Source organism: Sphingomonas flavescens (genome assembly GCF_030866745.1).
Classification (GTDB): domain Bacteria; phylum Pseudomonadota; class Alphaproteobacteria; order Sphingomonadales; family Sphingomonadaceae; genus Sphingomicrobium; species Sphingomicrobium flavescens.
Window position 1 is genome coordinate 118,518 of the sequence record NZ_CP133016.1, and the last position, 17,820, is coordinate 136,337.

Sequence of the window (17,820 nt, forward strand, 5' to 3'; positions counted from 1 at the left end):
AATTCCGGTAACAGGAGGACTTCATGACCGAACTGGCTTATACACTCTATCTCGCAATCTCGCTCGGAATGACCGTCTGGGTCGCGCACACTCTGTCCACCAATGGCGAAGTCTTTTTGGTCCAGTGTTTCGGCCACAATGCGCAGGTGGCACGATCGACCAATCATTTGCTGGTGGTCGGCTTCTACCTGGTCAACATTGGCTTCATCACCCTGACACTCAGCAACGGCAGCGAGCCGGAGACCTGGCCACAGATGATCCGCTTCCTCAGCGGTAAGGTCGGGCTAGCGGTGATCGTGCTCGGCGGCATGCATTTCTTCAACATGCACGCCATCGCGAGGTTCGGCCGCAAAGTATCTGACTGGCTCGTCGAAGGTCAGTCATATCGGGCCGCGGCTTAGCGGTTTCTGCGGAAGGAAGGCGGAGCCATGGACCCGTATTCAATCGTCAAGACGGTCCACATTCTGAGTGCCAACATATTGTTCGGTACGGGCATCGGTACCGCCTTCTTCTTCTGGCGCGCTCATCGGGCGGGGAACGAGACCGGCCGATTGTTCGCGGCCAAAACGACGGTGCTGGCCGACCTGCTGTTCACCACGCCGGCAGTTATCGTGCAGCCACTCAGTGGCGCGTGGATGATCTGGCGAGCCGGACTCCAGTGGAATGACTTGTGGCTGACGACGACTTACGCGCTCTACCTGTTGGCTGCACTCTGCTGGCTCCCGGTCGTCGCAATCCAACTCCATCTGAAAGGGATGCTCGAGCGTGAAGCTGCCGGACATGGGCTGGACCGGACGCGCTATGAGCGACTTTTTCGAATTTGGTTCATGCTCGGCTGGCCCGCATTCGGCGGGCTTGTGATCGTCTATTTCCTCATGGTCATGAGGCCAAGCTGGTGACACGCGTCCTGATCCTCGGCGGCTACGGAAATTTTGGAAGCCACATCGCGCGTTCCTTGGCGCCGAACCCAAACGTCCAATTGGTGGTTGCCGGACGATCCTTGCAGCGCGCGGCGTCATTTGCCGCCTCACTTGGGGCCGCCAATCCCGCAGAAGCGTATGCGATTGATGTGCGCAGGGATTTCGGCCGGCGCTTGCGAGAAATTGCGCCGGGCATGGTCATCCATACCGTAGGGCCGTTTCAGGGTCAGGACTATGCCGTGGCCCAAACCTGCATCGATAATGGCGTCCATTATGTCGATCTTGCCGACGGCCGTGCATTCGTCGCGGGGATTGATGCGCTAGATGTGCCCGCCCGCGAAGCCGACGTTCTGGTTGTGGCAGGGGCGAGTTCGGTTCCGTGCCTTACGGCTGCGATCATTGACGAAGCATCCTCAAGGTTCGCCGCGATCGAGTCGGTCGATTATGGGATCAGCGCTGCCCAGCAGACCAACCGCGGTCTGGCGACCGCCGCAGCGGTGTTGAGCTATGTCGGCCAGCCGTTCGCGACGCTGCGTGGCGGCGCGAGCACGGTTGTCTACGGCTGGCAGGATCTTCATGGTGAGCGTTACCTCGAGCTGGGCCTGCGGCTGTTCGGCAATTGCGACATTCCCGACCTCGAACTTTTCCCGAAGCGCTATCCCTCTCTTCGCGATATTCGCTTTTGCGCGGGACATGAGATCAAGCTGCTCCACCTCGGTACCTGGATCCTAAGTTGGGGTGTCCGGCTAGGCGTCTTGCCGCCGCTAGGCCGGTATTCGAGCCGGCTGCTGAAATGGTCGTTCCTGTTCGATCCTCTCGGGTCGAGTCGGAGCGGCTTCCACATGGCGTTGGGCGGGAAAGGCCGCGGCGGTCGCGATCGAACCGAGCGTTTCTTCATCATCGCGCGCCAGGGGCATGGCCCGTACATCCCCTGTACGCCGGCGATCATCCTCGCCGAACGCCTGGCGAACGGCCAGCTGACCGAACGCGGAGCGCGGCCATGCCTCGACCTGATTGGGCTCGACGAATTTCTCGGCGCCATCGATCATCTCGACATTAGCATCATTCGCGAGGTGCCCGATGACTGAGGCCTTCAGCTACCGCGACGACCCCAAGGTCCCCGACTTTCCGGATGATAGGCCACTATTCGTGTTCGACGGCTATTGCGTGCTGTGTTCGACCGGCGTGTCCTGGCTCATGAAGTATGGCGGTGACTGCGTGCGATATGCCTCGGCGCAATCGCCGCTCGGCGCGGCGCTATTCGATCACTATCGGGTCGATCCCGACAAGACGTATTTGCTGATCGCCGATGGAAATGCTTCGGGAGAGTCGACCGGATATCTGCGGCTGTGCCGGCTACTCGGCGGGTTCTGGAAGCTCTTCCTCGTGTTCGGACTGATACCCAGGCCGCTCCGCGACTGGGCCTATCGGGTCGTCGCGCGCAACCGGTACGGCTGGTTCGGTAAGGTCGAGCAATGCGCGCTGCTGTCTGCGGAGCAGAGAGCGCGGATGCTCGGATGACCCTGGCGCCGGTATCGCTCTACGAGCGCTTGTTGGGCGACCGTTTTTCATCCCTGCCGCGCGCGGTGACATCCATGCACGCGATCGACGATGAACGCGTTGCGGTCGGCGACGGCTTTGTCGTGACCAATGGTGGTCTGTCCGGCTCGCTAATCCGCAAGGTGATGAAGCTCCCGCCAGCGGGGCACTATCAGCTTGAGGTTCGGTTTTTCGTGCGGGACGGAATGGAGATTTGGACGCGCCGTTTTGGCGACTTTCGTTTTACCAGCCGATTGTCCGCGGTGGATGGAAAGCTCGCCGAGCGCTTCGGCCCGTTGCGGCTCAGATTTGATCTCTCGCCGGACGCGAACGGTCTCCGCATGGCGCTTGCGAGTTGGGACGTGTTGGGCCTTCCGATGCCGGAATTTCTCGCGCCGCGGATCGCCGCAGGGGAATGGGCGGAGGACGATTGGTTTTGTTTCGAGGTCTGCGCGGCGTTGCCGCTGGTCGGGCCTGTTATCCGCTACTCCGGTCGGCTTACGCTGCAACCAGTTGGAGGTCGGGCATAAGAAAAAGGGCGGCTGGGGATGTCCCAACCGCCCTCGATCTTTGCTTGCCTGAACGCCTTAGCGCTTCGAGAACTGGAAGCTGCGGCGGGCCTTGGCGCGGCCGTACTTCTTGCGCTCGACGGCGCGGCTGTCGCGGGTCAGGAACCCGGCCTGCTTGACGGTCGTGCGCAGCGCCGGTTCGTAGCGGGTCAGCGCCTGGGCGATGCCGTGCAGCACCGCGCCGGCCTGACCCGAGAGGCCGCCGCCGACGACGGTCGCGACGACGTCATACTGGCCTTCGCGGTCGGTGACGCCGAACGGCTGGTTGATGACCAGGCGCAGCGTCGGACGCGCGAAGTAGACTTCCTGCTCGCGGCCGTTGACCACGATCTTGCCGGTGCCCGGCTTGAGCCAAACGCGCGCAATGGCGTCCTTGCGGCGGCCGGTCGCATAAGCGCGGCCCTGCTTGTCGAGCTGCTGCTCGCGCAAGGGGGCAGCTTCCTGCGCCGGAGCCTGCGGCGCGGCAGCTTCAGCAGCCGGAGCGTCGGCAGCGGGCGCCGCCGGGGCCGGGGTGGCGCCGAGCTGATCGGCGATCGATTCACGAGTGTCGGACATTATGCGCCCACCTTGTTCTTGCGGCTCATCGACCCGACGTCGAGAACCTGCGGATCCTGGCCGCCGTGCGGATGCTCGGTGCCGTTGTAGAGATGCAATGCGCGCATCTGGTCGCGGCCAAGAGGACCGCGCGGGATCATGCGCTCGACGGCTTTTTCCAGCACGCGCTCGGGGAAGCGGCCTTCAAGCACCTTGGCGGCGGTGATTTCCTTGATGCCGCCGGCATAGCCGGTGTGCTTGTAATAGACCTTCTGCTGGGCCTTGCGGCCGGTGAAGCGGACCTTGTCAGCATTGATGATGACGACATGGTCGCCGCAATCGACGTGCGGCGTAAAGCTCGGCTTATGCTTGCCGCGCAGGATGTTCGCGACGATCGTCGCCAGGCGGCCGACGACCAGCCCCTCGGCATCGATCAGATGCCACTTCTTGTCGACCTCGGCCGGCTTGGCCGACTTGGTCGTCTTCATCAGCGCCTTCATGGCTGAAAACCTCTTCGAAACGAGAAAAGCGGCCCATCGGAGGAGCCGCCGTGCGGCGCTAATCGCGGCGAGGGGCCAGAAAGTCAAGCAAATCCGGCACTTTCGGGACGGGTAAAATAATACCCTACGCGTTCGAACCGGTAGCGGAACGACGGGAACGGGAGCCGGCCGATTTTTGTTTCATGAGCAACACCAACAGGAGATTTGCCATGTACATCGGTCTTGGCGGTATTTTGCTTCTGATCCTTATCTTGTGGCTGCTCGGGGTAATCTAAGCCGGCGTCAATTAATGCCTTGCGCGCAGGAAATCTGCGCGATCAGCGAAAGCAGCGCCGCGGGTTCGAATGGCTTTTCGATCCGCGGCGCATGTTTAAGCCGCTCGGGAACGGACGGGCTGCGATAGCCGGTGGCAATGACGTACGCGCGGCCGGCCGCGGCCAGGCGATCCGCAATGCAGATAGCGCTTTGTCCATGCAGATTAAGGTCGAGGACGGCGCAATCGAACTCCGCCTGATCGACGACACGCTCCGCTGCTTCGACTGAAGACACTGGGCCCACGACCTCGGCACCCGCCTGCTTCAACAAGCGATATACGTCGTTCGCGATGTAAAACTCATCCTCGACGACGAGAATCCGCTTGCCGCGGAGATGCGGCTGGTCGTCGGCTTGCAGGCTTTCAACGATCACTGCGGCTCCATCGCCTTCGTCGCGCGTTGCGGTCGATAACATAGGTGAGAGTGACTCGCGATGTCCCGCCTTACGTCTGCTGCTGAATTCGTTCCCTCCTTCCCGGGTCCAGCAGTGGCGTCCAAGCTTGAAGCGTTCACCAAACTCTCCGTTGAAGATCGTGCGGCCCTTTCGGGGCTGACGCGAAACTTTCGCTTTATCGACGCGCGGCGGGACCTGATCTCCGAGGGCGACAAGCCGCGCCACGTGCACCTCGTGCTCGACGGATGGGCATGCCGTTACAAGACCCTGCCAGACGGCAAGCGGCAGATTGTCGGCCTGTTCGTCCCGGGCGATTTTTGCGACGTGAACGTCTATATTCTGAAGGAAATGGACCACAGCATCGGGGCCATCACCCGGCTCAAGGTTGCGATGATTCCACCCGACGAGATGGATGCACTGATGACGCGGCATCCCCGCATCAGCCAGGCGCTGTGGTGGCACGAACTGGTGGTGACGGCCATTCAGCGAGAATGGACTTTAAACATCGGTCAGCGCTCCGCCTACGAGCGGTTAGCCCATCTGCTACTGGAAATTTACATGCGGCTCCAGACGATCGGTCATGCATCGTTCGGACGCTGCGACTTCCCGCTGACACAGGCCGACCTTGCCGATGCGACCGGCCTGACCCCGGTTCACGTCAACCGGACGCTGCAGGAGTTGCGGCGCGACGGATTAATCGAGCTCGAGCGCAAGCAATTATACATCTGCGACATGGAACGGATGAAGAGCGTCGCCATGTTCAACCCGAACTACCTGCACCTCGACCATGAAGGACGACACCTCGACGCCAACAACGGAGGGCTCTTCTCCGAACGAGTTTGAGAGAGGAAAGCCGGGCACTGCCGCCCGCGATCAAGCCGAGGCCGCGATCGAGAAGTTGCGTCGGGAAGGGGGCGTGTTCGTCGATGCCGTGCGCGCCACCCGGATGGCGATGGCGATCACCGATCCGACGCTGCCGGGCGATCCAATCGTCTTCGCGAACGAATCCTTCCTGAAGCTGTCCGGGTACCGAATGAAAGAGGTGCTGGGGCAGCAGCCGCACTTCCTCAATGGGGCGGGAACCGACCCCAACGATGCCGCACGCTTCGCGGAAGCATTGCGCAACGACCAGGACGACCTGGTCGAGACGGTCCAATATTGCAAGAATGGGTCGCGGTTCGTTGCGACGGTGTTGCTCAGCGCGTTCAAAAACCACGAGGGGCGGACGATCCATCATTTCCTGTCGTGGTTGGACGTCACACGTCGGGTCGACGCGGAGGGGGAAGTCGCGGATCTCCGAAAGACGCAGTCGCTACTGCGCCAAAGCGAGGCGGCTCGTCGCGAAGGCGAGGAGCGGCATGCATTCCTCCTTAAACTCACCGACGCCCTTCGGCCCATCCGCGACGCAGGCGACATCCAGGCAACTACCGCGAGGATGGTTGCCGAGCACCTGAGAGCAGACCGTTCGATGTACGCGGAAGTCGAAGGCGCAGAGGGCGCCGAAAGCGGGCGGATCCGTGGCCAATATGTCCGTCGAAGAGAGGAGGTTGACGCTACCGTCCCGTTCCCGGAGCATTTCACCTACAGTCAGTTCGGCGAGCATACGATGGCGGCGCGCAATCGCGGGGACCGCTCATCGTCGCCGACGTCCAGAACGATCCGAAGTACAGTGTCGAAGACCGTGCGGCATGGGCGAAGTTTGGCGTCCGCGCTGCCGTCGTCGCGGCCCTTGCGAAGGATGGACGACTAGTGGCTGAGTTCGGCGTGCACTCGACTACCGCACGCGAATGGACTGAGAGTGAAATCGCTCTGGTTCAGGAGGCTGCCGAACGTACCTGGGCCGCGGCCGAGCGCGCGCGGTCCGAAGCGGCGCTACGCGAAAGTGAAGACAAGTATCGCTCGCTCTTTGATTGATGAACGAGGCCTATGCCGTCGTCGAGGTTCTTGAAGATGGCTCCGGCAATTGGGTCGACTTCCGCTTTGTCGAGGTCAATCCGGCGTTCCTCGAGCACACCAAGATGCCGCCGCCCGTGGGCAAGACGGCGACGGAACTGCTCGGCACTCCGAACCCGCGATGGACCGAGCTCTACGGTCAAGCCCCGGACACGGGTAAGGCGCTTCGCGTGGAGGAGGGTGAGCCGACCCTGGGGATAACGTTCGACCTCAACATTTTCACGCTTGATCGTGAGAAGAACCGGGTGGCGGTGCTGTTCACCAACATCACGGAACGGAAGCAGAGCGAACAGGCGTTACGCGAAAGCGAAGAGCGGCAAGCGTTCCTGCTCGCGCTGAGCGACGCTCTTCGCCCGCTGTCCGATCCGACCCAAATCCAGTTCGCAGCTTCGCGGATGCTGACCGAGCAACTGAACGTTCTTCGCGCTGGCTTCGGCGAGTTGGACGGAGGTGAGTTGATCGTCCGGGCAGACTATTCGCCGTCCGCTGCGTCGGTCATCGGGCGATATACAGTCGAGACGTTCGGTCCGACGTTGGCGAACATTTACCGCAATGGCGGAACGGCTGTGCTGCGCGACGCGGACACCGACTCCGGAATCACTGACGAAGAGCGCGATTTATATCGGTCCTTGCGCATTAGGGCGCACGTCACCGTTGCAATCTGCAGTGCCGGACAACCGGTGATCTCGCTCGGTGTCCAGAACGCGGATTCTCGGCATTGGTCCGATGCCGAGATCGCACTGATCAAGGAGGTGGCTGAACGCACATGGGCCGCGGTCGCGCGCGCTCGCGCCGAGAATGCGCTGCGGGAAAGCGAGCGGCACGCGAAAATCCTGCTAGCCGAACTCCAGCACCGCGTGCGCAATACGCTTGGCGTGGTCCGCTCGATCGCGCGGCGCACGGCAGAGAACAGTGACAGCGTCGAGAGCATGTTGGCCCACTTCCAGGGGAGGCTCGACGCCTTCTCGCGGGTACAGGCCGCGCTCACGCGAAGCCCTGACGCAATGGTCGATTTGGCGTCCTTGATCGAGGACGAGATGGTCGCCCACGCCGCGCGCGAAGGCGAGCAGGTTTCGATCGACGGGCCCGACGTTCAGCTGGAGCCCAAAAATGCAGAGCGGCTAAGCTTGGCGATCCACGAATTAACCACCAACGCGGTCAAGCACGGCGCCTTCGTTACTCCTGTCGGTAAGGTTCGCATTCAATGGACGGTGGAGCCGGATGATCGTGGCGGTTCCGTGCTGTGTCTGCGCTGGAGCGAAAGCGGTGTCTCGATCGATCCCGCCGAAGGGCGGCGAAAGGGTTTCGGGATGGAGCTGCTCGAGCGCTCTTTGCCCTACGACCTGCAGGCGGAGACTGCGGTAGAATTCCGGCCGACCGGGCTGCAATTTGAACTGAGGATGCCGCTCAACGATCGGCAGAAGGACAACTGACCGCCAAATCGGCTCGGATGGACCCGAACGATGGATAGTGCGCCGCGGGTTTCGCGTTGCCCTTCATCTGCGGTCAACCTACTGCCCCTATCGACATCTCATCCCGCCTGGAGTTTTCAGTGCCGAGACGCGTCAAAGACTTTATCGATATCAGCGAGTTTACGTCGCTTGACGACCTGATCCGCTACCTCGAGACCATTCGTGACAATCTGCCGCCGGAGCATCAGGCAGAGATGAAGATTCGCGGAGACGAAATCTTCGGCAAGCGGCTGACCATCACCTTTTTCCGCGAGCAGACACCGGAAGAGGCGGAACTCGAATCAAAATATGCCGGAGACGGTGAGGAGAATGCCTCGATCGATGCGCTCCGGCGTAAGCTAGATGACGTGCCCTATGCGCCGGTCAAGAAGGCGGGCGGATCGCGCTGACCACCTGTAACTTAAGTTAAATCCAAAATTGTGAGCCCGATGCACAAGTCCGCGGTTCATGATCAACGCGCATTTGAAGAAGCTGAGACGGCGTATCGACGTCAGCGCCGAGGAGGAGCGCGCGATTTGCGGCATCGTCGCCGAAACGCGCCGTGTCCCGCCGGACCAGGTGCTGATCCGCGCCGGTGAGCCACTATCGAACAGCCTGTTGTTGCTGAGCGGCTGGCTTTCGCGGAACAAGGATTTGTCAGGTGGTGAACGCCAAGTCCTCCATCTACATGTCGCGGGCGATTTCGCGGACATGCACGGTTACACGCTGAAGCGTCTCGACCACGACGTCATGACGTTAAGCGAATGCGAGATTGCCGTGGTCCCGCATGAGCGGATCCACCAACTGATCGAGCGGCACCCGCGTCTTGGCCGTTACTATTGGTTTTCGACGAACCTCGATGCCGCGATTACGCGCGAATTCGTGCTGTCGCTTGGGCAACGGTCGGCAATCGCGCGCATGGCGCACCTGTTTTGCGAACTCCATATCCGCTTGGGGATCGTGGATCAGGCGCGACCGGACGGGTTCGAGTTTCCGCTGACGCAGCGCGAGCTCAGCGAATGCCTGGGCCTGACGGTCGTGCACGTTAACCGCACCTTGCAGGAGATGCGTCGGCGCGGGCTGGTGGAACTGGAAAATCGCCAACTGACGATCGTCGATCGCCGGGGCCTCGAAGGCGTCGCTGAGTTCGACCCCAACTATCTCTACCTGGAGCGCATGCCCTTTTAGCGGGTACTGTCTTCCACCCAATGGGCATAGCTGCCGAGGATTTTGTCGACCGGCGAGCTGACGATGCAGGGCACATCGTAGCTGTGCAGGCCGGCGATGCGAGTGATCAGCGCATCGGCACGCTCATCAGATGTTTTAAAGATCGCGGCGGCTTCATTGCTTTCTTCAACGGCACCCTTCCATCGGTAAACGGACCGGATCGCGGGCAGGATGTTGATGCAGGCGGCGAGCCGCTCATCGACGACCTGCCGGCCGATGCGCTCCGCCTCATCCTCATTGGCAAACACGGCGTAAACCGAGATCACCGTCATTGCCGGCGTCCGAGTTCGTGCGCGCCCCATACGGTCGCCGCCACGAGCAGTGCCCCGGTTGCCTGGTGAAGCACAGCAAGCCAGATCGCGATGCCCGACAGCACGGTGAGGATGCCAAGGATGATCTGCGTACCGAAGGTGCTGTGGATCGCCACGGAAGCCGCACGGCCGCCTTCGGCCTTTCTCACCTGGCGCGCGAAAAGAACCATGACCACGACGACGACCCAGGCCCACCAGCGGTGCATGAAATGCAAAAGATATGGGTCATGGGTCATCGCGAAAAGCGCGCCGTGCGACCAATCGATTCCGGCAGGCACAAGGTGCCCGCCCATGTCGGGCCAGCTGTTCGAGACATAGCCTGCGCGAAACCCCGCGACCCATGCGCCGAGCAGAAGCTGGAGGAAAAGGGTCAGGAGCGCGGCCACACCCCAGCCGGTGAGGCGGGCTGGGCGCTCGTCGGCGCGCCGGAGGTCGAGCGCGGTCCAGATCAAGGCAGCGAACAGGAACAGGGCGAACAGCAGGTGGGCAGACAGTCGGTAAGGACTGACTTCAGTTCGCCCTTCGAGCCCCGACATCACCATGAACCAGCCGACTGCGCCCTGCAGACCGCCGAGGATGAACAGGGCGGCTAGGCGCCAGGCGTAGCCGCGAGGAATCGCGCGCTTGATCGCAAACCAGCCTACGCCCAGGAAAAAGACCAGTCCAAGCACACGGCCAAGCAGTCGGTGCACCCATTCCCAGAAGAAGATGAACTTGAAGCCGGACAGGGTGATCCCGGCCGGACCCGCGACCTCGCGATACTGCGGGGTCTGCTTGTAGAGATCGAAAGCCTGGACCCAGTCCGAATGGGTAAGTGGCGGAATCGCGCCACTGATCGGCTGCCATTCCGTGATCGACAGTCCGCTCTCGGTCAGGCGCGTTATGCCGCCGACAACGACCATCCCGAAGACGAGCGCGGCGACGAAGAACAGGAGTTTCGATAACCCCCGCGCTCCGCTGACGGGGAAGGAGGTGGCATCGTTCATGTTATGGCCCTTTCGCCCGCGCCGAGCCGCGGAGCAAGCGCGACCAAATGCTCATGTGATATTGTAACCGCGGCAACGTTATTCTATATCGTCGCGGCATGCATCCGCTGAGCATCTCGACGGGGCGTCTCGATCGCCTGGCGATGGGCCTATCCGGGCTGTGCGCCGTGCATTGCGTGGCAACGGCGGTGCTGCTCGGCCTGCTGGCATCGGCGGGCGGATTTCTGGGGCAACCCATCATCCATGAAGTCGGTCTTGCACTGGCAATGATCGTCGGTGCGTTCGCGTTGGGCCGCGGGATCCTGGAGCATGGTTTCATGTTGCCCAGCGCGATCGGCGCCCTCGGCCTTGGCGTGATGGCAGGCGCGCTCAGCCTGCCGCATGATGGCCGGGAGCCGGTTTACACCATCATCGGCGTGTTGATCGTCGCACTGGGGCACCGGCTGAACAGCCTCGCCAGCGAATAAGCGAGTCGCTTGCCCGTGAGTCGGGCAGGCTCTATTTCGGAGGAACGATGGGCCGGCACGATCACCAGCTCCACCAAGGAGAATCGCTCAAGGATGCCGCGCGTGAGCGGTTGACCAAGCAGGGCGAGCAGTGGACCGACATGCGTGCTGCGGTCTTCGATGCGCTGGCCGGGTTCGACAAGCCAGCCAGCGCCTACGATATTGCCGAGCAGGTGTCCGCTGCCCAAGGCCGGCGGGTCGCGGCGAACAGCGTCTACCGCATCCTCGACCTGTTTGTTGGTGCGAACCTCGCCCGCCGGGTCGAGAGTGCGAACGCCTATGTCGCCAACCAGCATCCCGGCTGCCTCCACGACTGCATCTTCCTGATCTGCGACGAGTGCGGGCAAGCGGTTCATATCGACGACGACAGCCTGACCAGCGGCGTTCGTGCGGCGGCAGCCGACGCCGGTTTTTCGGCACCACGTCCGGTGATCGAGGTCCGCGGAAAGTGCGGGGACTGCGGATAGGTCTTGAACTCCGCCGTGAGCAAAGGCTGAGCAATCGCTGAAATCGGCGTGAAGGGCCCTGCTAGCCCTTTGGGCGAGGTGACAGCGATGGGCAGGCCGCGTAAGGCCGTGAACGATGAGTGACCGCCCTGTGACACCGCTGCTCGACAAGGTGCAGCTTCCCGCCGACCTTCGCGCGCTGAGCAAGGAAGATTTGCCGCAGCTGTCCGAAGAGCTGCGCCAGGAGATGATTTCCGCGGTCTCGGTGACCGGCGGACACCTCGGCGCTGGGCTCGGGGTCGTCGAGCTTACCGTGGCGCTCCACTATGTGTTCGACACGCCGTCGGACAAATTGATCTGGGACGTCGGACACCAGGCCTATCCGCACAAGATTATCACCGGCCGCCGCGATCGCATCCGCACATTGCGGCAGGGCGGTGGTCTCAGCGGCTTCACCAAGCGTAGCGAGAGCGAATACGACCCGTTTGGCGCGGCACACAGTTCGACCTCCATTTCCGCGGCGCTGGGCTTTGCGATCGCCAATAAGCTGGCGGACAAGCCGGGCCGCGCCGTCGCGGTGATTGGCGATGGTGCAATGTCGGCGGGCATGGCCTATGAGGCGATGAACAATGCTGCGGCCGCCGGAAACCGGCTGGTCGTCATCCTCAACGACAATGACATGTCGATTGCGCCGCCGGTCGGCAGCTTGCGCAACGCGCTGGCGCGGCTGGTCAGCTCGGGCAAGTACCTGACTCCGCGCAAGCTTGCGAAGAAGCTGGCCAAGGCGATGCCGGAAGGCATGCACAGTTCGCTGCGCAAGATGGAGGAATATGCCCGCGGGATGCTGACGGGCGGCACGCTCTTCGATGAGCTGGGCTTCTATTATGTCGGCCCCGTCGACGGGCATGACGTGCGCGCGCTGGTCGAGGTGCTGGAGAATGTCCGCGACGCCGAGGACGGGCCAATGCTGGTCCACGTCGTCACGAAGAAGGGCAAGGGATACGAGCACGCCGAGAATGCGGCGGACAAGTACCACGGCGTGGTCAAGTTCGACGTCGTCTCGGGCAAGCAGGACAAGGGCCCGGGCGGCGGCCCGCCGTCGTATCAGAACGTGTTCGGCGAAACGCTGGCGAAGCTCGCCGAGAGCGACCCGAAGATCTGCGCAATTACCGCGGCGATGCCGTCCGGCACGGGCGTGGACAAGTTCGCCAAAGCGCATCCCACGCGCGCGTTCGATGTGGGGATTGCCGAGCAGCATGCGGTGACGTTTGCCGCCGGGCTAGCTGCGCAGGGCATGCGGCCGTTTGTGGCAATCTATTCAACCTTCCTGCAGCGCGCTTACGATCAGGTCGTCCACGACGTCGCGATTCAGAACCTGCCGGTGCGTTTCGCAATGGACCGCGCCGGGCTCGTCGGCGCGGATGGTGCAACCCACGCGGGTAGCTTCGATCTCGCCTATCTGTGCACGTTGCCGAACTTCGTCGTCATGGCGCCTTCCGACGAGGCGGAACTGGCGAACATGGTCACGACGATGGCCGAGCACGACAGCGGGCCTATCGCCGTCCGCTACCCGCGCGGCGAAGGACGCGGCGTGCCGCTGCCGGCCGAGCCGCAGGTGCTCGAGATTGGCAAGGGCCGCGTCGTTCGCGAAGGCAAGACGGTCGCAATCCTGTCGTTGGGTACACGCCTCGCGGAAGCCGAAAAGGCTGCAGCCGAACTGGAAGCGAAGGGTCTGTCGACCACCATTGCCGACCTTCGCTTCGCCAAGCCGCTCGACAATGAGTTGATCCGCAAGTTGCTGGCTACGCACGAAGTCGCGGTAACCATCGAAGAAGCGGCGGTTGGTGGGCTCGGCGCGCACGTGCTGACGCTGGCGAGCGACGAAGGGCTGATCGACGCGGGGCTCAAGCTGCGCACCATGCGGTTGCCCGACACATTCCAGGATCACGACAAGCCCGAAAAGCAATATGACGAGGCGCGGCTGAACGCGCCGCACATCGTCGAAACCGTGCTCAAGGCGCTCCGCCGCAATAGCGTCGGCATCGAAGAGGTGGTCGCGTAGCCAAGGTCCGCGTGGATCAGTTACTCGTGTCTCGCGGGTTGGCGGAAAGCCGGACGCGGGCGCAGGCGCTAATCATGGCGGGGGCGGTGTTCAGCGGGGAGCGGAAACTCGCGAAGGCGGGCGAGATGCTGGCCGAAGATGCGGCGCTGGAGGTGCGGGGCAAGGATCATCCGTGGGTGTCGCGGGGCGGCATCAAGCTCGATCATGGGCTGACGCATTTCGGCTTTAACGTGAACGGCGCGGTGGCGCTGGACGTCGGAAGCTCAACGGGCGGGTTCACCGACGTCCTGCTGACACGCGGCGCGGCACGGGTCTACGCCGTCGACGTCGGCACCAACCAGCTGGCGTGGAAGCTGCGGCAGGATCCGCGGGTGGTCGTCCATGAGCAGACGAACGCGCGGGCGGTGACCGCAGAAGAGATACCAGAGTCGATCGACATCGTGGTGTGCGATGCGAGCTTCATCGGGCTGGCCAAGGTGCTCGAGACACCGTTGAGGTTTGCGCGGCCGGGCGCGGCGCTGGTTGCGCTCATCAAGCCGCAATTCGAGGCCGGTCGGCCCGAAGTCGGGAAGGGCGGCGTCGTCCGTGATCCGGCCGTTCACGCGCGCGTCTGCGAAGAGGCCAAAGCCTGGATTGAAACGTTGGGCTGGACGGTGCTGGGCATCGTGCCGAGTCCGATTACCGGGCCGGAAGGTAATGTCGAATTCCTGATGGGAGCGCGGAAGAATGACTGAAGCCACGTTGAAGCAAAGCTGGTGGAAGATTGCGCTCGTCGCGGTGATCGTCATCGAGGCCATTGGGTCGCTCAGCGGATGGGTGTCGAACAGCGGGTTCGGCAACGGTTGGTTTGATTCTCTACAAAAGCCGAGTTTCATGCCGCCCGGCTGGGCGTTCGGCGTGGTCTGGCCGGTCCTCTACGCGCTGCTGGGTATTGCGGTGGCAATGATCATCGCGGCGCCGCCTTCGGACCGGCGACGGCTCGCGCTTACCCTTTTCTTCGTTCAACTCGCGCTCAATTTCGCCTGGTCGCCGTTGTTTTTCGCGCTGCACGACATCCGCCTGGCGAAGTATGTGATCTTCTTGATGGCGATCATCGCGGCCGCGGCCGCTGGTCAATTCTTCCGCATACGCCGCGCAGCAGGACTGCTTATGGTGCCCTACCTTTGCTGGCTGATCTTCGCAGCCACGCTCAATTCGACGATCGACGCCCTCAATCCGGGGGCAGGAACGTCGCTGTTCGGCTGACCAATATCTGGGGATAGTTCACCGAGTTGGGGATAGCTTGAAAGCCCAGGGTGGCGGATGACGCCACCAACCCCTATTTTCCGGCTGAAATCGAGGAGAAATTGCGATGCAGTCCGAGAACAAGCTGTTCGACGACTTCGTGAAGATGGTGAACGGCATGGCCGGAACCTTCGCCGGCATGGGCCGCGAGGCGGAATCGTCGGCGCGCGAGAAGTTCAAGGAATGGATGGGCGGCGCGGATTTCGTCGGTCGTGACGAGTTCGAAGCCGTGAAGGCGATGGCCGCTGCTGCGCGCGATGAGAATGAAGCGCTCAAGGCGCGGATCGCGGCGCTCGAGACACAGGCAAGCCCCGCAGCGCCCAAGCCAGGCAAAGGCAAGGCAGGGGCGTGAACCTGAGCGAGGAAGAATTCCAGGGGGAGCGCGATGACGGCGCGCCGATCGAGGTGCTCGAACAATATTTCGAAGCTCGCGGCTGGTCATGCGAACGCACTGCTGAGGGCGAGATCGTCGCCTCGGCGACGGGTAGCTGGGCGCAATATGAGCTGCGCGGCGTCTGGCGGCCAGAGGACCAGGTCCTGCAGTTCCTGGCTTTTCCCGATATCAAGGTCGGGCCGGAAAGGCGGGCCGCGGTCTTCGAATCGCTGAGCTTGATCAATGAGCAATTGTGGCTGGGCCATTTTGAACTCTGGTCGAGTTCAGGGCTGGTGGTCTTCCGTCACTCGACCATTTTGGACGCGCGCGGCGGCGACGGTCTCAGCCTCGATCAGGCGGAGGCGATCGCCGAAGCTGCCGTGGAGGAGTGCGAGCGGTTCTACCCGGTGTTCCAGTTCGTCCTGTGGGGCGGCAAGTCCCCGACCGAAGCCCTCTCCGCCGCGCTGATCGAAACGCACGGCGAAGCCTGATCGATGGCGACCGTGCTTCAGCTTCCGCAACCCACCTGGTTTATCGGGTGCGGCAACATGGGCGGCGCGATTATCGACGGGTGGCGGGCCGGAGGGCTGGACCTTAATCCGATCACGGTCATTCGCCCGAGCGGGACGCCGGTTGCCGGGGTGCGGACGGTTGCCAGCATCGGCGATGCGGGCTTTGAACCGAAGCTCGTCGTGCTGGCATTCAAGCCCCAGAAGCTGGATGAAGTCGCCGCCCAACTGCGCCAGTATGTTGGCAATGACACCATTGTCGTTTCGTTGCTCGCGGGCGTCGAACTGCAAAGCCTGCGCCACCGTTTCCCGGACACTTTCGCCATCGTTCGTGCCATGCCCAACCTACCGGTCGCCGTGCGACGGGGTGTGGTCGGTCTCTACGGCGAGAATTTGGATGCGCAGGCGCAGGCGCAGCGGTTCGTCAACGATCTGTTCTCCGCGCTGGGCTTCGCGATGTGGACATCGGACGAGCAGCGGCTTGCAGCGCTGGGTTCCGTTGCAGGCGCGGGGCCGGCCTATGTCGCCCGGTTCGTTGCTGCCTTGACTAAGGCAGGGATGGCGAGAGGACTGACCGAAGAAATTGCCGCCACCATCGCCCAGGAAACCGTGCTCGGCACGGTGTGGATGGCGTCGGCCAACCACGAGGACATGGCGTCAGTGGCACGTCGGGTGGCCAGCCCCAATGGCACGACCGAAGCGGGTCTAGCAGTTCTCGACGGGGACGAGCACGTGCTCGACCGCCTGATTGCCGCAACGATCGATGCCGCAGCGCGGCGCGGAGCGGAATTGGCAGCCGAGGCCCGCCGGGTTGAAGAGCCTGCCCGCCTGTCCTAGGCGCGGGCGATGGTAGCTCCTTCTCCAAATTTCGACGACCGCGACGGCTTCATCTGGTTCGACGGTGAGCTGATTCCGTGGCGTGACGCGCGGGTCCACGTTCTGACCCACGCGCTTCATTATGCTTCGTCCGTGTTCGAAGGGCAGCGGGCCTATAACGGGCAGATCTTCAAGCTCACCGAGCATAGCGAGCGGCTGCGCAAGAGCGCGGCACTGTTGGGCTTTGAACTGCCGTGGTCGGTGGACGAGATTAACGCGGCGTGCGTCGAGGTGTTGAAGGCGAACAATTTTACCGATGCCTACATGCGTCCGGTTGCATGGCGCGGATCCGAATCCATGGGCGTCGCGCCTGGTAAGACCCAGCCGCATTTGGCGATCGCGGCCTGGGAATGGGGAAAGTATTACGAGCCGCGCGACAGCGCCAACGGCATCCGGCTGGACATCGCTCCATGGCGCCGGCCCGCGCCCTACACCGCGCCGACGGAATCCAAGGCGGCGGGTCTTTACATGATCTGCACCTTGTCCAAGCAGCATGCGGAATCGCGCGGCTATAATGACGCGCTGATGTTCGACTGGCGCGGGCGGGTGGCGGAGGCGACCGGCGCGAACGTCTTCTTCGTTCGCGACGGGGAACTGCATACCCCGACACCAGATTGTTTCCTCGACGGCATCACCCGGCGGACCATCAAGGATTTGGCCGGGCGCCGCGGGATCACCGTCAATGAGCGCGCGATTTGGCCGGAAGAGCTGGAAAGCTTCGAACAAATGTTCCTGACCGGCACCGCCGTCGAGGTGACGCCCGTCCAGTCAGCAGGACCGTACACCTTCGAGGTCGGCGACATGACGCGCCAGCTCGCCAAGGATTACGACGACCTGGTCAACGGACGCATTCCGAACGCGTGACCCTTTAATCTTGAAAAGCGGCGGCTATAAGCGCCGCTCTCCCCGCATATGCGGAGCGCCTGCTGGGGCGTCGCCAAGTGGTAAGGCACCGGTTTTTGGTACCGGCATTCGCAGGTTCGAATCCTGCCGCCCCAGCCAATCGCGAGCACGGACATCGTGTTTACGCACTCTAAGTGACTGAAAACTTAAGCGAAAGCGTCAG

Annotated in this window: 25 protein-coding genes and 1 tRNA gene; 21 read left to right on the forward strand and 5 right to left on the reverse strand. The window is 62.6% G+C overall.

Annotated elements, in window-relative coordinates:
* Positions 1 to 23: 23 nt before the first annotated feature.
* The 5 genes from QU596_RS00670 to QU596_RS00690 are packed head-to-tail and all read left to right on the forward strand — an operon-like array spanning position 24 to position 2,989.
* The gene (locus QU596_RS00670) at positions 24 to 401 is read left to right on the forward strand and encodes a hypothetical protein (protein ID WP_308516377.1); all 378 of its coding nucleotides are present in this window, start codon (positions 24 to 26) and stop codon (positions 399 to 401) included.
* A 27-nt stretch (positions 402 to 428) separates the two neighbouring features.
* Positions 429 to 899, forward strand: a complete 471-nt coding sequence (locus tag QU596_RS00675; protein WP_308516379.1) for a DUF2269 family protein — start codon at positions 429 to 431, stop codon at positions 897 to 899.
* Entirely contained in the window at positions 896 to 2,008 is a 1,113-nt protein-coding gene (locus QU596_RS00680) for a saccharopine dehydrogenase NADP-binding domain-containing protein (RefSeq protein WP_308516381.1), read from the forward strand. The genes QU596_RS00675 and QU596_RS00680 overlap by 4 nt, the downstream gene beginning before the upstream one ends.
* Positions 2,001 to 2,441, forward strand: a complete 441-nt coding sequence (locus tag QU596_RS00685; RefSeq protein WP_308516383.1) for a thiol-disulfide oxidoreductase DCC family protein — start codon at positions 2,001 to 2,003, stop codon at positions 2,439 to 2,441. Before QU596_RS00680 ends, QU596_RS00685 begins: the two co-directional genes overlap by 8 nt.
* The gene (locus tag QU596_RS00690) at positions 2,438 to 2,989 is read left to right on the forward strand and encodes a DUF4166 domain-containing protein (protein ID WP_308516384.1); all 552 of its coding nucleotides are present in this window, start codon (positions 2,438 to 2,440) and stop codon (positions 2,987 to 2,989) included. Before QU596_RS00685 ends, QU596_RS00690 begins: the two co-directional genes overlap by 4 nt.
* Positions 2,990 to 3,046: 57 nt before the next feature.
* Here the strand turns inward: QU596_RS00690 and rpsI are convergent, their stop codons facing one another.
* The 3 genes from rpsI to QU596_RS00705 all read right to left on the reverse strand — a co-directional run bounded on the left by rpsI (position 3,047) and on the right by QU596_RS00705 (position 4,791).
* Entirely contained in the window at positions 3,047 to 3,583 is a 537-nt protein-coding gene (rpsI, locus tag QU596_RS00695; RefSeq protein WP_308516385.1) for a 30S ribosomal protein S9, read from the reverse strand.
* Positions 3,583 to 4,062 carry a 50S ribosomal protein L13 gene (gene rplM, locus QU596_RS00700; protein ID WP_308516387.1) on the reverse strand — a complete coding sequence of 160 codons (480 nt, stop codon included), beginning with the start codon at positions 4,060 to 4,062 and terminating at the stop codon, positions 3,583 to 3,585. Before rplM ends, rpsI begins: the two co-directional genes overlap by 1 nt.
* A 282-nt stretch (positions 4,063 to 4,344) precedes the next feature.
* Positions 4,345 to 4,791 carry a response regulator gene (locus QU596_RS00705; protein ID WP_308516388.1) on the reverse strand — a complete coding sequence of 149 codons (447 nt, stop codon included), beginning with the start codon at positions 4,789 to 4,791 and terminating at the stop codon, positions 4,345 to 4,347.
* Positions 4,792 to 4,863: 72 nt separating this feature from the next.
* On the opposite strand from QU596_RS00705, the gene QU596_RS00710 reads away from it, so the two are divergent.
* The 6 genes from QU596_RS00710 to QU596_RS00735 all read left to right on the forward strand — a co-directional run bounded on the left by QU596_RS00710 (position 4,864) and on the right by QU596_RS00735 (position 9,362).
* Positions 4,864 to 5,613 (forward strand): Crp/Fnr family transcriptional regulator, encoded by a 750-nt coding sequence (locus QU596_RS00710; RefSeq protein ID WP_308516389.1) that lies wholly within the window; start codon positions 4,864 to 4,866, stop codon positions 5,611 to 5,613.
* Positions 5,558 to 6,520, forward strand: coding sequence for a PAS domain-containing protein (locus QU596_RS00715; RefSeq protein WP_308516390.1), 963 nt, complete (start codon positions 5,558 to 5,560; stop codon positions 6,518 to 6,520). The genes QU596_RS00710 and QU596_RS00715 overlap by 56 nt, the downstream gene beginning before the upstream one ends.
* On the forward strand, positions 6,406 to 6,684 hold the full coding sequence (locus tag QU596_RS00720; protein ID WP_308518010.1) for a GAF domain-containing protein: 279 nt from the start codon (positions 6,406 to 6,408) through the stop codon (positions 6,682 to 6,684). Before QU596_RS00715 ends, QU596_RS00720 begins: the two co-directional genes overlap by 115 nt.
* Positions 6,684 to 8,156 carry a sensor histidine kinase gene (locus tag QU596_RS00725; RefSeq protein WP_308516391.1) on the forward strand — a complete coding sequence of 491 codons (1,473 nt, stop codon included), beginning with the start codon at positions 6,684 to 6,686 and terminating at the stop codon, positions 8,154 to 8,156. Before QU596_RS00720 ends, QU596_RS00725 begins: the two co-directional genes overlap by 1 nt.
* Positions 8,157 to 8,275: 119 nt before the next feature.
* Positions 8,276 to 8,584 carry a hypothetical protein gene (locus QU596_RS00730; RefSeq protein ID WP_308516393.1) on the forward strand — a complete coding sequence of 103 codons (309 nt, stop codon included), beginning with the start codon at positions 8,276 to 8,278 and terminating at the stop codon, positions 8,582 to 8,584.
* 58 nt (positions 8,585 to 8,642) lie between these two features.
* The gene (locus QU596_RS00735) at positions 8,643 to 9,362 is read left to right on the forward strand and encodes a Crp/Fnr family transcriptional regulator (protein WP_308516394.1); all 720 of its coding nucleotides are present in this window, start codon (positions 8,643 to 8,645) and stop codon (positions 9,360 to 9,362) included.
* On the opposite strand, the gene cutA is transcribed toward QU596_RS00735, so the two are convergent.
* Positions 9,359 to 9,673, reverse strand: a complete 315-nt coding sequence (cutA, locus tag QU596_RS00740; protein ID WP_308516396.1) for a divalent-cation tolerance protein CutA — start codon at positions 9,671 to 9,673, stop codon at positions 9,359 to 9,361. The genes QU596_RS00735 and cutA overlap by 4 nt on opposite strands.
* Positions 9,670 to 10,698 (reverse strand): COX15/CtaA family protein, encoded by a 1,029-nt coding sequence (locus tag QU596_RS00745; RefSeq protein ID WP_308516397.1) that lies wholly within the window; start codon positions 10,696 to 10,698, stop codon positions 9,670 to 9,672. The genes cutA and QU596_RS00745 overlap by 4 nt, the downstream gene beginning before the upstream one ends.
* 98 nt (positions 10,699 to 10,796) lie before the next feature.
* Between QU596_RS00745 and QU596_RS00750 the strand changes: the two genes are divergently transcribed.
* The 10 genes from QU596_RS00750 (at position 10,797) to QU596_RS00795 (ending at position 17,756) form a co-directional block, all read left to right on the forward strand.
* The gene (locus tag QU596_RS00750; protein ID WP_308516399.1) at positions 10,797 to 11,165 is read left to right on the forward strand and encodes a MerC domain-containing protein; all 369 of its coding nucleotides are present in this window, start codon (positions 10,797 to 10,799) and stop codon (positions 11,163 to 11,165) included.
* A 47-nt stretch (positions 11,166 to 11,212) separates the two neighbouring features.
* Positions 11,213 to 11,671: a Fur family transcriptional regulator gene (locus tag QU596_RS00755; RefSeq protein ID WP_308516402.1), complete on the forward strand. Its 459-nt coding sequence runs from the start codon at positions 11,213 to 11,215 to the stop codon at positions 11,669 to 11,671.
* Between the two features lie 115 nt (positions 11,672 to 11,786).
* The gene (gene dxs, locus QU596_RS00760) at positions 11,787 to 13,712 is read left to right on the forward strand and encodes a 1-deoxy-D-xylulose-5-phosphate synthase (RefSeq protein WP_308516404.1); all 1,926 of its coding nucleotides are present in this window, start codon (positions 11,787 to 11,789) and stop codon (positions 13,710 to 13,712) included.
* An 11-nt stretch (positions 13,713 to 13,723) separates the two neighbouring features.
* On the forward strand, positions 13,724 to 14,446 hold the full coding sequence (locus QU596_RS00765) for a TlyA family RNA methyltransferase (protein ID WP_308516405.1): 723 nt from the start codon (positions 13,724 to 13,726) through the stop codon (positions 14,444 to 14,446).
* Positions 14,439 to 14,957 carry a TspO/MBR family protein gene (locus QU596_RS00770; protein ID WP_308516406.1) on the forward strand — a complete coding sequence of 173 codons (519 nt, stop codon included), beginning with the start codon at positions 14,439 to 14,441 and terminating at the stop codon, positions 14,955 to 14,957. Before QU596_RS00765 ends, QU596_RS00770 begins: the two co-directional genes overlap by 8 nt.
* A gap of 106 nt (positions 14,958 to 15,063) precedes the next feature.
* The gene (locus QU596_RS00775; protein WP_308516408.1) at positions 15,064 to 15,348 is read left to right on the forward strand and encodes an accessory factor UbiK family protein; all 285 of its coding nucleotides are present in this window, start codon (positions 15,064 to 15,066) and stop codon (positions 15,346 to 15,348) included.
* A 2-nt stretch (positions 15,349 to 15,350) separates the two neighbouring features.
* Positions 15,351 to 15,860 carry a type III secretion system chaperone family protein gene (locus tag QU596_RS00780; RefSeq protein ID WP_308518011.1) on the forward strand — a complete coding sequence of 170 codons (510 nt, stop codon included), beginning with the start codon at positions 15,351 to 15,353 and terminating at the stop codon, positions 15,858 to 15,860.
* 3 nt (positions 15,861 to 15,863) lie between these two features.
* Positions 15,864 to 16,715 carry a pyrroline-5-carboxylate reductase family protein gene (locus tag QU596_RS00785; protein ID WP_308516410.1) on the forward strand — a complete coding sequence of 284 codons (852 nt, stop codon included), beginning with the start codon at positions 15,864 to 15,866 and terminating at the stop codon, positions 16,713 to 16,715.
* A 9-nt stretch (positions 16,716 to 16,724) separates the two neighbouring features.
* Positions 16,725 to 17,618, forward strand: a complete 894-nt coding sequence (locus QU596_RS00790; RefSeq protein ID WP_308516412.1) for a branched-chain amino acid aminotransferase — start codon at positions 16,725 to 16,727, stop codon at positions 17,616 to 17,618.
* A gap of 63 nt (positions 17,619 to 17,681) precedes the next feature.
* Positions 17,682 to 17,756, forward strand: a tRNA-Gln gene (locus QU596_RS00795).
* Positions 17,757 to 17,820: the final 64 nt, after the last annotated feature.

Excerpts from the sequence above, each read along its gene's own strand:
- QU596_RS00685 (WP_308516383.1), top strand. The coding sequence starts at position 2,001 with ATGACTGAGGCCTTCAGCTACCGCGACGACCCCAAGGTCCCCGACTTT.
- rplM (WP_308516387.1), bottom strand. The coding sequence starts at position 4,062 with ATGAAGGCGCTGATGAAGACGACCAAGTCGGCCAAGCCGGCCGAGGTC.
- QU596_RS00785 (WP_308516410.1), top strand. The coding sequence starts at position 15,864 with ATGGCGACCGTGCTTCAGCTTCCGCAACCCACCTGGTTTATCGGGTGC.
- QU596_RS00670 (WP_308516377.1), top strand. The coding sequence starts at position 24 with ATGACCGAACTGGCTTATACACTCTATCTCGCAATCTCGCTCGGAATG.
- QU596_RS00725 (WP_308516391.1), top strand. The coding sequence starts at position 6,684 with ATGAACGAGGCCTATGCCGTCGTCGAGGTTCTTGAAGATGGCTCCGGC.
- QU596_RS00690 (WP_308516384.1), top strand. The coding sequence starts at position 2,438 with ATGACCCTGGCGCCGGTATCGCTCTACGAGCGCTTGTTGGGCGACCGT.
- QU596_RS00735 (WP_308516394.1), top strand. The coding sequence starts at position 8,643 with ATGATCAACGCGCATTTGAAGAAGCTGAGACGGCGTATCGACGTCAGC.
- QU596_RS00675 (WP_308516379.1), top strand. The coding sequence starts at position 429 with ATGGACCCGTATTCAATCGTCAAGACGGTCCACATTCTGAGTGCCAAC.
- QU596_RS00705 (WP_308516388.1), bottom strand. The coding sequence starts at position 4,791 with ATGTTATCGACCGCAACGCGCGACGAAGGCGATGGAGCCGCAGTGATC.
- QU596_RS00775 (WP_308516408.1), top strand. The coding sequence starts at position 15,064 with ATGCAGTCCGAGAACAAGCTGTTCGACGACTTCGTGAAGATGGTGAAC.
- QU596_RS00745 (WP_308516397.1), bottom strand. The coding sequence starts at position 10,698 with ATGAACGATGCCACCTCCTTCCCCGTCAGCGGAGCGCGGGGGTTATCG.
- rpsI (WP_308516385.1), bottom strand. The coding sequence starts at position 3,583 with ATGTCCGACACTCGTGAATCGATCGCCGATCAGCTCGGCGCCACCCCG.
- cutA (WP_308516396.1), bottom strand. The coding sequence starts at position 9,673 with ATGACGGTGATCTCGGTTTACGCCGTGTTTGCCAATGAGGATGAGGCG.
- QU596_RS00790 (WP_308516412.1), top strand. The coding sequence starts at position 16,725 with ATGGTAGCTCCTTCTCCAAATTTCGACGACCGCGACGGCTTCATCTGG.
- QU596_RS00770 (WP_308516406.1), top strand. The coding sequence starts at position 14,439 with ATGACTGAAGCCACGTTGAAGCAAAGCTGGTGGAAGATTGCGCTCGTC.
- QU596_RS00755 (WP_308516402.1), top strand. The coding sequence starts at position 11,213 with ATGGGCCGGCACGATCACCAGCTCCACCAAGGAGAATCGCTCAAGGAT.
- dxs (WP_308516404.1), top strand. The coding sequence starts at position 11,787 with ATGAGTGACCGCCCTGTGACACCGCTGCTCGACAAGGTGCAGCTTCCC.
- QU596_RS00750 (WP_308516399.1), top strand. The coding sequence starts at position 10,797 with ATGCATCCGCTGAGCATCTCGACGGGGCGTCTCGATCGCCTGGCGATG.
- QU596_RS00715 (WP_308516390.1), top strand. The coding sequence starts at position 5,558 with ATGAAGGACGACACCTCGACGCCAACAACGGAGGGCTCTTCTCCGAAC.